Raw genomic sequence first — 14733 nt, forward strand, 5'->3', positions numbered from 1 at the left:
CCTTTCCTCCACGGGCGCGCTGCGCTTCCACCCCCGGTGCTACTACCGGCCGGACGGGCAGGCGCGCCCCGAAGCCCGCCCGGCGATGATTGCCGCCGTTACCGATCTTGCCGGCCGCCAGACCGGCGCGCATCGCACCTGGCTTGCCGCCGATGGCTCCGGCAAGGCCCCGATCGCCACGCCGCGCCGGGCCATGGGGGAACTTCTCGGCCACGGCGTCCGCTTCGGAGTAGCCGATGACGTGCTGGCGGTGGGCGAGGGCATCGAGACAGTGCTGTCGCCGCGTCAGGTGCTGCCTGGCATGCCGATGCTGGCAGCCCTCTCGGCCGCCCATCTTGCCGCCGTGCTCTTCCCTCCCACGTTGCGCCGCCTTTATGTCCTGTACGACCGTGACCCCGCGGGCGACAGAGCGCGCGACAGCCTTCTGGCCCGAGCGGCCAGCCTCGGCATCGAGGCGATTGCCCTTGTGCCCGTGGAGGGCGACTTCAATGACGACCTACGGCATCGTGGCGCTGCTGCCCTGAGCGCGGCGCTGAAGGACGCGCTGCATCCTGACGACCGGCGCCGCTTCCTGCAGGGGTGAGGCAGGGTCCGTGCTGGTGGCCGGGCTTCTGCCCATGGCTGGGGCCCTCCCTGTCCCGGTCACCTCTCCTTCACGCGCGGAGATCCGCGTTCCGGGCCTTCGAGGAGGGCAATCGGCGCACAGCCGGGTCGGCCGGGCAATGGCGGCGGCCGACTATTTTCCGCCGCGTCCTGCGGACGCTTTGCATCGCGAGGCAAAATAGCCGGCCTTGGCCATCAAGGCCCTCGCGAGGCGCGAGGGCTGCCCGTCCGTCCCGCCCGTGCGCTGCGATGCCCGCGAAGGCCGCGAGAAACGCGGGTCTCGCCCCCATCGAAGGAGAACGCGATGACACAGGATCCCGACGACCAGGCCCCCGAGCCGGTCCACACCTCCTCCCAGACCGACCACGTCCTGACCGAACTCCAGCTTTACGGCTGGCGTCCCTTCCAGGACGAGCCCGATCCCCGGCCGCTTCCGGAGGCGGACACCGTCTCCACTGCCGTGTCCGACATCTTCGACGCCCTGGTGGCGAGCCTCAGTGACACCCGGCTCGAGCCCGATCTCGAGGAACTGCTCTGGGGCACCGTCAATCTCTTCCACCGTGCCGCGGCCCGTGTGGAGCGCGAACTCGACAGCAACGAACAGACGCAGCGCCGCCTGCAGCGCGAGCAGGACGGCAGCGAGGTGAAGTCGGTTGAGCTCGAGCGCCTCGTTGCGGAAGGGCAGACCCTGATCGAACGGCGCGCCGGCATGGAGCTCTTCCGCGACCTCGCCACCGAGGCCTTCGAGCACCACACCGGCAGTGCCTGGCGGCCACGCACCGGCTCGATGGTCAGCCATCGCCATCTCACGGCGGCAATGATCGACAGCCGCGACTTCCTGGCCGCCAAGCGCCGGGCCGAGACGGAGGTGATGCTGCCTGCCGGGCCAAAGGTGGCCCTGACCGGCGGGGCAGACTTCAACGATCACCGGCTGATCTGGGCCAGGCTCGATCAGGTCCATGCCAAGCACCCCGACATGGTGCTCCTGCATGGCGGCTCACCCAAGGGCGCGGAACTCATTGCCTCCCGCTGGGCCGATCACCGCAAGGTGCCCCAGATCGCCTTTCGTCCCGACTGGACGAAGCACGGCAAGGCCGCGCCCTTCAAGCGCAATGACGCGCTGCTCGATGTCCTGCCGGTCGGTGTCCTGGTCTTCCCCGGCACCGGCATCCAGGAGAACCTGGCTGACAAGGCCCGCAAGCTGGGCATCCCGGTCATGAAGTTCGAGGGCGGCGCGTAAGCGCCGTTCTCTACAGCCCTCTGCCTGCCACGGCTTCGTTGTCGGACGCAGCCTGCTCCACCGCCCTGCGGCGTGTGGTCCGGCAAAAGGTGCGGGTGGCGCGTGGAGCGCCGTGCAGGGGGGATTCGGACGAGCCGAACGCCCCCTGCAGGACAGCATAGCGCCTGGCCCGCACCGGTGTCGGAAGGGAAGGAAGAGGGGAACCGCCGGTTCCCCCGTCAACCGCAAAATGCGGCACCCCAAGGGGGCACCCCCATCTTCCGCGCCGCCGGGCGGCGGCTTGTGCAGACGGGGCCCCCGACCCTTGGGGCTTGATTTTCCAGTTGCCGGGCCCCCCTCCCGCCCTCGCCGGGAGGCAGCCCAGGAAGGTGAGACGCGCCGGGGGCGCGGCTCGCCTTCCCGGTCCGCTCCCATTCTTGAAGAAGGGCAGGGCTGTGAGGGGATCGCCAGATCAGAAGGAGGGTTTTCTCATGACGCGCTATCAATGCATCTCCTGCGAGGCCATCCAGATCACGGCAGGCATTCGTCCAGACGCTTGCCGTCATTGCGCGGGGCCGGTCTTCGATCTCGACCGCTACGAGGCTGCCATGGCCGAGGCGCGGATCATCGGGGCACAGAACGACGCCTTCCGGGCAGCCCTTGGGCAGACCGAGTGGCAGGGCGAGACTCTGCGCGGCCGGGTGGTCGTGACGCGCGGGATCGTCGCCCGTGGCCCTGACTTCGTGGACGCGGCCCTCGACCGGGTGCGCACCAATGCGGCCGTCATGGACGATCATGGCACGGATGGCGTCCGCAGCTTCGGCATGCCGGATGTGCCGCACGGAGACGAAACCGTGCGCATCTACTGGAAGATCGACCTTTACGACACCGACGGGTTGATGGGTCCGGAGGTGGAAACGGATCCCGCACAGACGATCCGCATCCTCACCCTCTGCCTGCCTGACGAATACTGATCCGGCATGGGCGGCTTCGAAACCGGAGCCGCCCGAAGATCGGACAGGACGTGCTGTTTCCCGTTCACTCCGGTCAGGCCGTCTCGTCCGGCTGTTGTCCTTCGTATCCGGGCACGATCGCCAGGTCCATGATGGCCTTGCCCGCTCTGAGCCGCATGGCCTCCTTATATTCGGGTGAGGCATAGCAGGCCACGGCTGCATCAAAGCTCGGAAACTCGATCACCACCACGCGGGACCGGGGGTTGCCTTCCGAGACCTCGCCCTGGGAGCCACGCGTTAGGAAGCGCCCGCCATACTTGCGAAAGGCGTTGGCGTTCTCCGCGATGTAACCCTTGTAGCCCTCCGGGTCGGTCACATCGGCAAATGCGACCCAATAGCCCTTCGTCATGATCATGGTCCTTCCTTGCGTTGCGCCCAGCATAGGGAAGCGGCGACCACAACGCGACCGGCGAGATGCTCAGTCGCACACTGCCCCATGACCCGTTCCCGCAGTGTGACGACGAGGGCGTGGAGATAGGGTCCTCGCAGGATTGCGACAGGCACATTAGGCCTGTGTGATGCGTGCCGTTCCACCAGGGCCCAGCTGAGCCGTCGCCCCGGACGTGGCCGCAGTAGGTTTGCTCTGCCGGCCTCGATCAGAAATCTCTTGCTGCACGGCTGAGCGCTATGCCAAGCAAGGTCTTGTTGCGCAGCGGAGAGGGACGATGGCACGCGGGACAGTCAAGTGGTTCAACACCGACAAGGGTTATGGCTTCATTGCGCCAGAGACCCGGGGCGGGGATGTGTTTGTCCATATCACGGCCGTTCAGCGCGCCGGACTGGACACGCTGCGGGACGGGCAGAAAGTCTCCTTTGAACTGGAGACCGGCCGCAACGGCAAGACAAGCGCGGTCGATCTGCAGGCCATCTGAGACGAGAAAGGTGGTCGCCGCCCTGCCGCAAACGTGCTGCGGGTGCGGGCCTCTTCACAAGATCGGTCGGCACCGCCGGGTCCTGTTAACGGCTCCTTAACCGAAGGTATCTAATGCAAATAGCGCATAAGAGGATCGGGCATGAGCTACCGGATCACCACCCACAGCGCCTTGCAGGCCAACCTGTCGGCGGCCAACACGGCTGTAAGGCTGTGCCGGGCCAACATTGGCCGGCTGCCTTTGTCCAGCCAAGAACGTGATGCAACGATCGACCGGATCAGAAAGCAGATCGGCGAGTTGGAGACGCTCATCCTGGAACTCGAGGGACCCGGCGGCAAGCAGGCTGCGCCCTTCATCCGGACGCGCGTCAGAAAGGCACCTCCGCCCCGTCGGGCCAGCACCCTGTCGGACAACAGGACGTGACAGGGGATCCCTGTAGCAAGGACCCAGGCGAACGCGCGCCCGCGCTTCACGAAAGAGTTCCGGAGGTCTTCTCCGCCCCCGACACCGATAGCAACGCGCCTCGCGCGGTGGGGATCTCTCAGCCGGGCGGGAACACTCTGAAACCAACCACACACCCGCTCGGCTGATAACCCCTTTATGTCTGTGCCGGGCGTTGGGGGATAGTTGTTCTTTGGGGCAGGGGGCAGTGCCCTTAGGCATCGGTTCCTGGTGGCTGCGACTTACCCGCTGTGACCTGTCGCCTGAGCCCTCTGTTCAGCAGGGACCTGCCGGGGTAGAGCAGTGCGGTTACGCGAAGACGGCGAAGCCGAGAAGCGCAGCTTAGGTGGGCCTGCGGTGACCCAGCCATCGGGCTGACCACCTCCTGAGAAGCTGTCAGACGCTTGCGGGCGGTGTGGGGGTGATCTCCTTTCTGTGCGGGACAAAAGCCGTGACAGATCCCCAAAAATATGGCATGCTGAAAAGGTGTAGGGATGGCAGGAAATGCCCAATGTCTACACCCGTGAAATGGAGCGCCCGATGGCCCTTCGAGACACGACCCAGACCCCCGCAGATCCCACGCGCCCTGGCGATGATAGGCGATTGGCCGCAAAGCCGCGCCTCCGCTCCAAACCTGCTGCAACGGCGAACACGAGCCGGCCCCGGCGCAGTCGGGAGAGTGCCACCACGGAGGGCAAGCCCGTCTCCGCGCGGCTGTCGCCCGCCGAGAGGGAGGCGCTCGAGACCTTGAAGAGCCGGCATGGCTTTGGCTCGAACTCGGATGCCCTGCGGGCTCTGGTGCGCTCTGCCTCGGGCCTGCTGGAGGCGGAGCCGGCGACCGCGATCGGGCTGGAGGCAATCCGGGGCGAGCTCCACGAGATCGGCGTTTCCGTCAACGCGATCGCCATGGCAGCGGGCCAGGGCCGGATCGATCCGAGCCACGAGCAATGGGCGGCACTCAGTGCCCTGCGCCAGACCCTGCCGGAGATGCGCTCCTATCTGCGGGCGGTAGTGGACGAGCAGCGCCGACGCGGCATCCGGCTCTTCGCCGAGTTCAGGGAGGCGGAGGATGGCCAGCCTCGCGGATGATCTGCTTGGCGAGATCCGGCTGCGCCGTGCCGGTGGCCGCGTGGCCCGGTACAGCGGTTATGGCAAGGCCAGGGGCCGCCGCTCGGGGGCAGGGGGCTCCTCCTTCTCGGCACGGACGCGCAATCTGTGGCGGGTGGGCCAGGGCTCGAACGCCGCAGTGCTGAAGAAGATCGCGCGGGGCGGCACGCAGACGCCGGTCCGGCTCCAGGCGCAACTGCGGTATCTCTTCACCAAGTCCCACGCGCTCTTCGGCAATACGGTCGGGCTTGATCCAGAGGCACAGGTGCTGTCAGCCGAGCAGCGCCGCGCGATTGTGCTCGACTGGTCGGACGGCTGGCGGGGCGATCCGAAGAACGGCCATACCACGCATCTGCTCCTCTCGTTTCCGTATGACCTTGCCCCCAAAAAGGCCCTGCGGATCGCAGAGGCCTGGGCCTTCGAGATGTTCCAGTCAGGCACCCATGTGCAGGATGAATGGGCCTATGTGGCGGCGCTGCACACGGACCGGTCGCATCCCCATGTCCATATCGTGGTGAACAACCGCGGGCTCGAGCAGGACACCTGGTTCTTCATGGCAAAGGACCATGCCTTCAACCTTTCCACCATGAAGGAGCGGTTGGTGGAGATCGCGGGCGGGATGGGGGTGGAACTTGATGCTTCCTCACGCCTCGAGCGGGGCATCCTGACCTATGGGCCGAGCCGCGCCGAGATCGAGGGGGCGGCGCGCGAGAGGCGCCCGGTGCGCGAGCGGGCGTTGCAGGGCCCGGCGCTCGAGGAGGGGCTGGCGGTGGTCAGTCGCAGCGCGACCACGCTCCGAACGCTGGCGGGCATTGCAAGCCTAGCTCGTCTCCAGGACGTGAAGCTGCGCATGGAGCGGGCGGCCGCGATCCTGGAGACCGGCGGCATCGTGAGTGCGAAAACCCTGGAGGGTGAGATGATGGATGTGCAGAACACGGACGTCCCGCACACCCGGCGAAGCCTGGACCGGGTCTTTGCCAGTTGGCTCGACCGGGTCGAGGGCGAGATCGCCACCCTTGGACCGAAGGATCGGCGTGCCCTGCGCGAGGAACTGGCCGAGGTCACCACGGCGATCCTGCGCGATCTGGGCGATGCACGCGGGGCTGACCTGGTGATGCGACGGCCCCGGTCCGAGCTTTACCGGACAGAACTGGACGAGGATGCCATCAGGCAGGGCACCGTGACAAAGGCACTGAGCAGGAGCGCTGTCCAGGAGGTCAGGTCCGCGGTGTTCGAGGCCGCCGAGGCGATCGGCATCGAGCGGTCCGCAATGGAGCGGCGGCTCGAGCACCCGGCGGCGAATGCCTGGCAGGAGCGAGAATGGGTCAAAGCGGACCTCAAGGCCGTCTCGGCTGCCCGAGGGCTGAACCTCGACGTGAAAGCCGAGCGCGACCAGGTGGTCGACATTGTGGACCGCTTCTATGCCACCGCCGCCACGGTGCTGAACCGAGCCCTGGAAATGGAGCATGCCCGCGAGGCCGTGCACGAGCGCGAGGGTGATCGCCTGGTCCGCACTCTGGAGACGCTAGCCCGAGTGCATCGCCAGCATCAACGGGTGGAATTCGAGCGCGAGGACCATGCCGAGCGCTTTGCCCAGGATCTGAAGGAGCGCTACGGCGAAAACGTCATGGAGCAGATCGCGGGGGGCGATGACCGGGTCTTGGCTTCAGACTTCCCCGAGCCGTGGCAGCGGCGCGAGATCGCCAGGGCGCTTGTCACGGCGGCCGAGAGCCACGAGAGCTTTGGCCTGAGCATACGGCAAGCCGAGCTGGCCAGGGAGCGGCTTCTCACGCGTGAGCACAGCCGCGAGAGACCGCAGCATGAGTTGCGCCGAAAGGATCACGATCTGGATCTCTGAACGAGGGTAGATCCGATGAACCGCATGAGCGTTGCCATCCCTGCCAGACTGAGTACGAGAACGAGTGCCGAAATGTGCGATCAAGCCCCGCGTTGCCAGACGACGCGTCAATAGCAGCGAAAGACTGGGCCGACACCGCTGGGTTGTCGAGCGGACACTGGTATGGCTCAACCGCTTTAGCCGCCTCGCCATCCGATACCAGCGGCTCGCCGACATCCACGAGGCTTTCGTGAGCTTCGGCTGCGCTCTCATCTGCCTCAACCAGATCAGAAGGTTCTGTTAGGTCATGTTGACAAATGGCGGAGCCAGAGGCGGAGTATGCGCCGTTTCTGACCCATTGATTTTGCGCATTCCTGGCTTGGGTGGTCTCTGCCAGATGTCCGTCGACACAGACGGAGAGGCGACATGGCAGAGATTGGGGAAGGTTCTGTCGGTCGATGCGAGATTGCTGAGCCTCGGCGCGGCAACCGGCGGTGGCCAGACGAGGTGAAGGCGCGGATCGTAGCCGAGAGCCTTCAGCCCGGTGTGCGCGTTGTGGATGTCGCACGGCGGCACGACCTCATTCCCCATCAGCTTTCGGACTGGCGCCGGCAAGCCCGCCAAGGCCTTCTGATCCTTGCAGAGGATCTGCTGAAGGGACTTTCTCCGCCCTGCATTGGATTTGTCGAACCGACCTTTGTGCCCCTGGCGGTTGGAGCCGGTTTTGAGCCCCCGGAACCTGCGGAAGCACCCCAGATCACGGGTGGCGTCATGACGGTGGACTTCGGCGCTGATGTCGTGCTGCGGATTCCGGGCGATGCTCCCGTCGAGCGGGCAGCAGCCCTGATCCGTGCCTTGTGCGGTGCAGCATGATCGTCGCGGGCCAACGGCTGCCGATCCTGATCGCGACGAAGCCGGTGGACTTCCGGTGCGGGCATCAGGCCTTGGCGTTGATGGTGCAGACGGAGCTGAAGCTCGACCCGCATTCGGGTGTGACGGTGGTGTTCCGCTCGAAGCGCGGTGACAGGCTGAAGATCCTGGTATGCCCTAGAGCGCATTGAACAGGCGAATTGCGAAGGCAGCGCAGGGCGTCATTCTTTTGCTGCGCTCATCGCGCCTAAGTGTTTATCAACCATGACTGAGAAAGCATTGCGCCTGGGCCGAATAATCTTCAAGCGCATGGCGTTCAACTCGGCAATCTGACGTTCGATCCGCCAGAGCGTATCTCCCCTTTCTTGCGCAGAAAGATCCATGCGGTCCAGGTTCGCGTGGCAGAGCATCAGCGTCGTCGCTGTATCAGAAAGGTGACCCTTCAGGGCGTGATAGGTCGAAGTTGCCGGCAGATCTTCATAGCGCGTAATTCGATCGCTCATCGGTGTCCTCTCTCAGCCGTCCTCCCCTGTTACGACAGCAAATTTAAGAGACGGTTAACGGGGGTGCTCCGGCGCAGAGAAAGCCGCACGCGGAATTCCTCCATCATCCTGCTGCCATTGGGAACGATCTTGCGCCGCCGGAGATCCTTCCGCGCTTGGTCCTCGAAGGTGAGACAGTAGGGCGTCCTCCTACCTTTAGACTAGCGCACGCCTTTCAATCTCCAGTTTGATCTGCGCGCTAACTCATGTCAGTGAAGGATCAACAAGGCAAAAAACGAAAAGGGCCCGCCATGGGAGGCGGGCTGAAGTTGGCAGGCAGACAGTCATCAGTGAGCTGAGCGCTCGTAGTCATCAGAGCAGTGCAGCGCTCAAGGCGATTGGGATCAAGCAGTGCGCTGACGTTTGGCGCGCATACCACCCAGCACGCCCATGCCGCCAAGCAGCAAAAGAGCGGAGGCCGGCAGGGGAACCGGGGCTGGGGCTGGGGCTTCTTCGAGCGTGAACGTGGCGCCAGTCGTGGTCCCCGTCCCAAAGCCGAGCTTCAGCGCGTCTTTCAAGGTGTAGCTCAGCCGATAGCCATCGGCGAAATCGACGATGCCCGATCCCGACGTCCAAGCCAGTACTCCGCCAGATACCGACCCGAGAAGAGTAATGAAGCCGGCATAACCCGAGCCACTGGTCGAGGCAGGCGAGGGGGATGAAAAGTTCAAGGTCGCGTTCACGAGGTATTTGCCAGCGCCTGAAGCCCAGGGACTGCTAGTAACCACTTGCCAGTCAAACAGGTCCGAGAGCGTTGCTGTGTCGCCCGCGTTGTTGAGATCAAAGCTGCCGCCCTTGATCGAGCCGTCGAGCTTGCAGTTGCCGGGGAAGCAGAAGTCGCCGCCGGAAACCGTCACATCGCCCGGATCAATGGTGAAGGTCGCGGCAGATGCGATGCTGACACTGAGCGCGGTCGCGAAAGACGCAACAGAAAGGAATTTGCAGAAACTCATGACATACCTTCATGCACAAGGAAATGGAAACAGGGTCGACAGCTAATCAGCACAGTTGCTGTAAGGTCCCCTCTACAAGCCCTGTTGCGTTTCGCGCATCAGGTTTTTTTGACTATTTTGGTTAATTTGACTAAAAGAACAGGCTGTTAATCAAAATGACATCGTGCTGAATCGATTTTGACGGGCTCGCCGTGCTGGCGCCCTCAGAGCGCCGCGATCTGCTGGAGATCCTCGAGGACCGCCACGGACGGGGTTCCACCATCGTCATGAGCCAACTCCCCGTCGACCATTGGCATGAGGCCATCGGCGATCCCACTCTGGCAGATGCCATCCTCGACCGTCTCGTCCACAATGCGCACCGTCTTCAGCAGCGCCTTTCGGCAGGCTCGGGCACAAAGGGCGAGCGCCTCCACGACTGGGCTTACCTTGATCTGGCCGATCTCGACGCTGATGACTTCAATGCCCATTTCCACGGGGTCTGGACACGTGGCCTGCTGATCCGCCGCAATATCCCAGATGGCGAGTTGGCTTACTTCACCACCTGGTGTCCGGAGGGCACAGGCATGGAAACACTGGTGCGCGTCGAAGGACATCGATGGGCGATCGAGGACAGTTTCGAGGCCGCAAAGAACGAACTTTGCCTTGATCACAACGAGACCCGCTCCTGGCACGGGTGGCACCGCCATGTCTCGCTGGTCATGCTGGCCTTTGCCATGATGGCGACCATTCGCCATCACGCCAATGCCGAACCGCTCAAAAAACAATGCGCAGGCCGCCAAGGAACCCAGACTGATCCGCTGGTCAATCCAGGAGATCCGACGCATCGCCAATCGGCTGGCCCCAACGTCAGATTGAACCGGCTCATATCATCGCTTGGTCGATGTGGCGAAGAGCCCATCAAGCCGCAGCAAAGCAGGCCCATCTTCAGATGAAAAGACAACTGTAATGCTAAGAAGCTGCCGGATGCATTACTAGCGGCAATTTTAGTATCGTAGCATTATTCTGGAGACGCGTTTCACTCCATTGAATAAGATTGGCGAAATTGTCAGCTTTGCCTGAAATTGAGGCTCTTACGTTTAAATCTGGAGATGAATGTGGCCCGCATGCAATATCGAAGGCACCAGGTATTCCATAAAGGTATCCTTGGAATGCATCTGCGCCAGAGTTTTTTGCCATTTGAGCCTGCTCCGGTGTCTCTATGCCCTCAACCACCACATCTCTGCAGACCGCACGGCTCAAAGAAACTACTGAGTAAAAGAAATCTTCTCTATTCTGACTATCGCCAGCAGATCGAAGCAGGCTTCCATCGATCTTTATAGAGTCAAATTCCGTTGCAGTGAGGTAGCTGATCGCTGAGAACCCTGTCCCAAAATCATCAAGAGCAACTTTGACTCCGGCTGATCGGATTTCCCTGATGCGGTCAAGAATCGCTTGCTGATTTCGGATCATCACATTTTCTGTAAGCTCGATCTGAATTCTCGCAGTTTCTATACCTGCGCGTTTCAAGCGTAGGAGAAGGTCTGACACAAAGTCTGGCTTCATGAGCTGCAGCGGTGAGATGTTTATGCTCGCACAGACTGTCTGAGTGGTTGCGAGATCCGCCAGAACCTTATCGATAATGATCCATCCCAGCTCCGAGATCAGCCCTGTCCGTTCTGCAACCCGGATAAACTGATCCGGACCGACAGCACCAAGGATTGGGTTGGTCCAGCGTGCAAGAGCCTCTACTCGCAATACCCCATTGTGGTTGGCAGGTATGATTGGCTGGTAAACGACACGGAACTCGTCCGGATTGCGTAGAGCTGCCCGCAACCCTTGCTCAAGAAGAAGGGTCGATTTGTCCGCAAGATCCATGTCGACGTCATAGATGCCGATGCGCTCTTCCAGAGCGGATTTTCCGCGCCTAAGCGCCAGATCAGCCTTTCGAAGCGTTTCGTCGACGTGTTCGCTAAGAACATGTGCGGCGATGCCTGCCGAGAAGCTGAGATGAACGCTTTCGCCACGAACTTTCACCGGCTTGGAGCAGCGCACTTCAAGAACTGCGAGGAACGCCTGTGCTCGTTCCGCAGCTCCGGAGCCCCGAACAATGGCACAGAACTCATCACCCCCAAGGCGTGCAACGAAGGTCTCGGCATCTGCGCACAGCTGAAGCCTTTCCGAGAAATCACGAAGGACGCAGTCGCCGACAGCATGACCCAATACGTCATTGGTCTGCTTGAGCCGGTCGAGGTCCATCATGACAAGCGCAAACTCACTCGCAACAGTGGTTGGTTCGACTTGGACCGCTTCATTGAACGCCAACCGGTTCGGCAACCCCGTAAGAGCATCCGTCCGGGCGAGCTCTCTTGCTTCCACCTCACGCAGGATAAGTTGTCTTGCGTTCTTGAGGACCAGCCAGGTTGCCAAAGTAGCCAGTGCCACAAAGGCCGCAGCCACAATTGCTATGACAGGAGCCAATTGCTCTACCAAAGCCATGCCAGGCCGAGCGGCTTTCCATATGAGGTGCAGAGTGTCTCTGCCAGTAACATCTGTCAGCGGCATTGAAAGGTATCCCGGCTTCGGGCCGGTAGTAATCTGGAGGTTACTGATGCCGGCATCCTGCTCTATTACAGCCAAGTCCCGGCTAGATAGATGGCGGCCGATCATTGTCACTGCAGACGCCTTGACAGTGTCGCGGGTAACAATTTGGTCTGGGTCCGGAAGCAAATAAGAAGCGGTCATTATTACCGCTCTCCCGCCTTCTACAGCGAAGAAATCTACTGATGGCCGAGTTTCATCTTGGTCCTCTAAGGCCATTAGCGCAGAAGAAACTGTTTCGACGGAGAAAATCAGACCTCCCGGGCTGCGGCTGCCATTCTCAATCCATGATATAGGACGTCTGAAAGGTCCACCAAACATCATGGCAAGCTCAAAGATTTCACCTTGGTTAGCCGTTATACCATAGTTGTTTGCAATAAATTCAATATCACCTCGCCATGCGGCAGTGTAGACATCGGTCCAATTGTTGTAGTCTTTAGAGAAAAGGCGCACATGGGTCTGGAGAGACGCTAAGCCCTCTTTGACTCTGTCACGACTGTTAGAGGCAGCCCCAGCATCAAGACGAGAAGCAATTTGCTGGAAAGTATAAAAGCCACTTCCAGCAAAAATGATGACACCGATCAGCATAAAGAATAGAATCTGTCTCGGTAAGTGGTAGGATTTTGGCTGCGAAGTCACGACATGCACTCCTCTAATACCAATCCATGCTCTCGGCTGGGTTGAAATCCGAGCACGTGAACTACACGATAATCACAGGTGAGTTCAGTCCCTTTTTTCAAGTTGCGGGCAGCCATCATTGTGTCGCCATGATCGCTTAGCGTTGGATCGTCGGCGTGATTCATGAAGTAATCGCCGTCACTCCCGAGCACGAAATGTTTTTTGTTCGGGTACCACTGAGCGTGATTGATCACGTCCTTTCTTCTTTGTGAGGTCAGGCTCCTGAATTCATCAAGGGTGATAATAAGATCCCGCTTGGGGTCATAACGCCACACCAGATCGCCGATACTGAGATCTACTGCAGAAAAAACTCCCATCCCATGGATGTCGCTTCGGGCGATGTAGTATGGGATAAGAATCATCAGTCTTTTAGTCCTTATAAGCAAGAATAGCGCACAGGGCGAAAAGACCTGCAATGAAGTCGCGTGCAGTGAGAGTCTCGCGGAAGACGAGCAGGCTCATCAGAAAAAGCGCCAGAATAGTGCCTGTGCTATAGACAATGCCGATTTGCGCAAGCGATTGGGTTTTCATCAGATGCATCCAACCAAATGCTGGAAGAGCATAAAGGATCAATCCGACAAGCAAGTGAGGAGAGAAGAAATTCTCCTTATCGGAAGCGAGCTTCAGGACGTAGTCTCCGGCGATTGTTGCTGCAATGACCGCTGCAATGACAAAGGGCTGACTCATATGGTGTCGCCTGATTCGATACCTGGATTGATGCGTGTTTCTCGTCTTAATTTCCGCATATCAAAGTTAAGATGAGGTTAAAAAAATGTTGCTCTGCAGAGGTGTGAGTAGAGTTGGGCATTGTTGCAGAACTCGGGGTCAGGGAGTGTCTGAAACTTAGCAATACAGCGATCGCAAGCTTCGCTCGCGCAGCTGAGCCGAGAGCTGGGCATCAACCCCAAGTCCGGATAGTGCCCCAGGGCATGGTGTATGAGCGCCGACCCTCGGAAAGGTCAGAGTTCGATCAGGATGCCACGGCGGGCAGTCTGACATTGGAATTGTCGGTGACGCGGGCGAGCGTTTCAAGGCTCATGTAGCGCCGTGCGACGGTCCACTCGTCGTTGGTTTCAAGCATCAACGCGCCGACGAGGCAGATGATCGCGTCGTCGTTCGGGAAGATGCCGATCACGTCAGCGCGTCGCTTCACCTCGCGGTTCACTCGCTCCAGTGGATTTGTGCTGGCGATCTGAGCCCAATGCTCGCGAGGGAAGGACATGTAGGCCAGCACATCGTCACGGGAGGCGTCCATCAGGGCGCCCAGCTTCGGCTGCTTCTCACGCAACGCCTCCGCGACGATATCCCACTGCTTTTCCGCCTCGGCCTTGGTTTCCTGGGCGAAGATCGTCTTCAGCATCGCCGCCATGGCGGTGCGGCTCTTGGCTGGAGCATGGGCCAAGGCGTTGCGCATCCAATGAACCCGGCATCTCTGGTGGGTTGCATTGAAGACCCGGCGCGCGGCGGCCCGCAGACCCTTGTGGTCGTCGGCGATTACCAGCTTCACGCCGCGCAAACCGCGGTCGGCAAGGGATCGCAGGAACTCTATCCAGAATGCCTCGGCCTCAGAGAGGCCAGTCGCGACCCCCAGCACCTCGCGCTTGCCGTCCTCGTTGACCCCGACGGCGATTATCACGGCGTGGCTGACAATCCGCCCGCCTTCGCGCACCTTCAGATAGGTCGCGTCGAGCCACAGATAGGGCCACGCGCCCTCCAACGGACGGCTCAGGAACGCGTTCACCCGCTCATCGATCTCGGCGCAGAGGCGGCTGACCTGGCTCTTGGACATCCCGCCCGCGCCCATGGCCTTGACCAGGTCGTCGACCGAGCGGGTTGAGACACCGTGAACATAAGCCTCTTGGATCACCGCCACCAAGGCCTTCTCGGCTGTGCGGCGCGGTTCCAGAAAGCTGGGAAAGTAGCTGCCCTTCCGGTGAACCGCCCCGGGTTTACCGGAGAGTAAAACACTCAAAGGATGAGCCCTATGTCAAAGCCGAGATTCACCCCCGCCTATCCGGCCG

At 61.3% G+C, this 14733-nt stretch carries 15 protein-coding genes and 4 pseudogenes; 12 read left to right on the forward strand and 7 right to left on the reverse strand.

Going from position 1 to position 14733, the window contains the following annotated elements; genetic code table 11:
* The 3 genes from RAH32_RS20415 to RAH32_RS20425 form a co-directional block, all read left to right on the forward strand.
* A partial coding sequence (locus RAH32_RS20415) for a DUF7146 domain-containing protein (RefSeq protein ID WP_306610245.1) occupies positions 1 to 583 on the forward strand: 583 nt, incomplete at its 5' end.
* A 324-nt stretch (positions 584 to 907) separates the two neighbouring features.
* Positions 908 to 1843 (forward strand): DUF2493 domain-containing protein, encoded by a 936-nt coding sequence (locus RAH32_RS20420; protein WP_306610246.1) that lies wholly within the window; start codon positions 908 to 910, stop codon positions 1841 to 1843.
* Positions 1844 to 2313: 470 nt separating this feature from the next.
* A complete protein-coding gene (locus RAH32_RS20425; RefSeq protein WP_306610247.1) occupies positions 2314 to 2796 on the forward strand; it encodes a DUF3768 domain-containing protein in 483 nt (160 codons plus the stop codon).
* A 73-nt stretch (positions 2797 to 2869) separates the two neighbouring features.
* Here the strand turns inward: RAH32_RS20425 and RAH32_RS20430 are convergent, their stop codons facing one another.
* Positions 2870 to 3184, reverse strand: a complete 315-nt coding sequence (locus RAH32_RS20430; protein ID WP_306610248.1) for a DUF1330 domain-containing protein — start codon at positions 3182 to 3184, stop codon at positions 2870 to 2872.
* A gap of 316 nt (positions 3185 to 3500) precedes the next feature.
* Here RAH32_RS20430 and RAH32_RS20435 point away from each other — a divergent pair, with 316 nt between their 5' ends.
* The 7 genes and pseudogenes from RAH32_RS20435 to tnpB all read left to right on the forward strand — a co-directional run bounded on the left by RAH32_RS20435 (position 3501) and on the right by tnpB (position 8153).
* Positions 3501 to 3707, forward strand: a complete 207-nt coding sequence (locus tag RAH32_RS20435) for a cold-shock protein (RefSeq protein WP_306610249.1) — start codon at positions 3501 to 3503, stop codon at positions 3705 to 3707.
* 141 nt (positions 3708 to 3848) lie between these two features.
* Complete coding sequence (locus RAH32_RS20440; RefSeq protein ID WP_306610250.1) at positions 3849 to 4130, forward strand: hypothetical protein; 282 nt, start codon at positions 3849 to 3851, stop codon at positions 4128 to 4130.
* A 621-nt stretch (positions 4131 to 4751) separates the two neighbouring features.
* Entirely contained in the window at positions 4752 to 5237 is a 486-nt protein-coding gene (locus RAH32_RS20445) for a DNA mobilization endonuclease VirD1/MobC family subunit (protein WP_306610251.1), read from the forward strand.
* On the forward strand, positions 5218 to 7113 hold the full coding sequence (locus RAH32_RS20450; RefSeq protein WP_306610252.1) for a relaxase/mobilization nuclease domain-containing protein: 1896 nt from the start codon (positions 5218 to 5220) through the stop codon (positions 7111 to 7113). Before RAH32_RS20445 ends, RAH32_RS20450 begins: the two co-directional genes overlap by 20 nt.
* Positions 7114 to 7189: 76 nt before the next feature.
* Positions 7190 to 7396, forward strand: a pseudogene (locus tag RAH32_RS20455) (transposase); the annotation flags it as partial.
* A gap of 122 nt (positions 7397 to 7518) precedes the next feature.
* Positions 7519 to 7965: an IS66-like element accessory protein TnpA gene (gene tnpA / locus RAH32_RS20460; RefSeq protein WP_306610253.1), complete on the forward strand. Its 447-nt coding sequence runs from the start codon at positions 7519 to 7521 to the stop codon at positions 7963 to 7965.
* Positions 7962 to 8153, forward strand: a complete 192-nt coding sequence (gene tnpB / locus RAH32_RS20465) for an IS66 family insertion sequence element accessory protein TnpB (RefSeq protein WP_306610254.1) — start codon at positions 7962 to 7964, stop codon at positions 8151 to 8153. The genes tnpA and tnpB overlap by 4 nt, the downstream gene beginning before the upstream one ends.
* A gap of 30 nt (positions 8154 to 8183) precedes the next feature.
* Here the strand turns inward: tnpB and RAH32_RS20470 are convergent, their stop codons facing one another.
* The gene (locus tag RAH32_RS20470) at positions 8184 to 8465 is read right to left on the reverse strand and encodes a hypothetical protein (RefSeq protein WP_306610255.1); all 282 of its coding nucleotides are present in this window, start codon (positions 8463 to 8465) and stop codon (positions 8184 to 8186) included.
* A gap of 383 nt (positions 8466 to 8848) precedes the next feature.
* Positions 8849 to 9457, reverse strand: coding sequence for a VPLPA-CTERM sorting domain-containing protein (locus tag RAH32_RS20475; protein WP_306610256.1), 609 nt, complete (start codon positions 9455 to 9457; stop codon positions 8849 to 8851).
* A 170-nt stretch (positions 9458 to 9627) separates the two neighbouring features.
* Between RAH32_RS20475 and RAH32_RS20480 the strand changes: the two are divergent.
* Both RAH32_RS20480 and RAH32_RS20485 read left to right on the forward strand, forming a co-directional pair.
* A pseudogene (locus RAH32_RS20480) lies at positions 9628 to 9822 on the forward strand (ATP-binding protein); the annotation flags it as partial.
* 3 nt (positions 9823 to 9825) lie between these two features.
* Positions 9826 to 10203, forward strand: a pseudogene (locus RAH32_RS20485) (IS701 family transposase); the annotation flags it as partial.
* Positions 10204 to 10405: 202 nt separating this feature from the next.
* Here the strand turns inward: RAH32_RS20485 and RAH32_RS20490 are convergent.
* From RAH32_RS20490 to RAH32_RS20505, 4 genes and pseudogenes are all read right to left on the reverse strand, one after another.
* Positions 10406 to 12673 carry a putative bifunctional diguanylate cyclase/phosphodiesterase gene (locus tag RAH32_RS20490; protein WP_306610257.1) on the reverse strand — a complete coding sequence of 756 codons (2268 nt, stop codon included), beginning with the start codon at positions 12671 to 12673 and terminating at the stop codon, positions 10406 to 10408.
* Positions 12670 to 13074, reverse strand: a complete 405-nt coding sequence (locus RAH32_RS20495; protein WP_306610258.1) for an SET domain-containing protein-lysine N-methyltransferase — start codon at positions 13072 to 13074, stop codon at positions 12670 to 12672. The genes RAH32_RS20490 and RAH32_RS20495 overlap by 4 nt, the downstream gene beginning before the upstream one ends.
* A 7-nt stretch (positions 13075 to 13081) precedes the next feature.
* On the reverse strand, positions 13082 to 13399 hold the full coding sequence (locus RAH32_RS20500; protein WP_306610259.1) for a hypothetical protein: 318 nt from the start codon (positions 13397 to 13399) through the stop codon (positions 13082 to 13084).
* A gap of 283 nt (positions 13400 to 13682) precedes the next feature.
* A pseudogene (locus tag RAH32_RS20505) lies at positions 13683 to 14645 on the reverse strand (IS256 family transposase); the annotation flags it as partial.
* Between the last annotated feature and the right edge of the window lie 88 nt (positions 14646 to 14733).

Source organism: Paracoccus yibinensis (assembly GCF_030846195.1).
In the GTDB taxonomy this organism is placed as follows: domain Bacteria; phylum Pseudomonadota; class Alphaproteobacteria; order Rhodobacterales; family Rhodobacteraceae; genus Paracoccus; species Paracoccus yibinensis.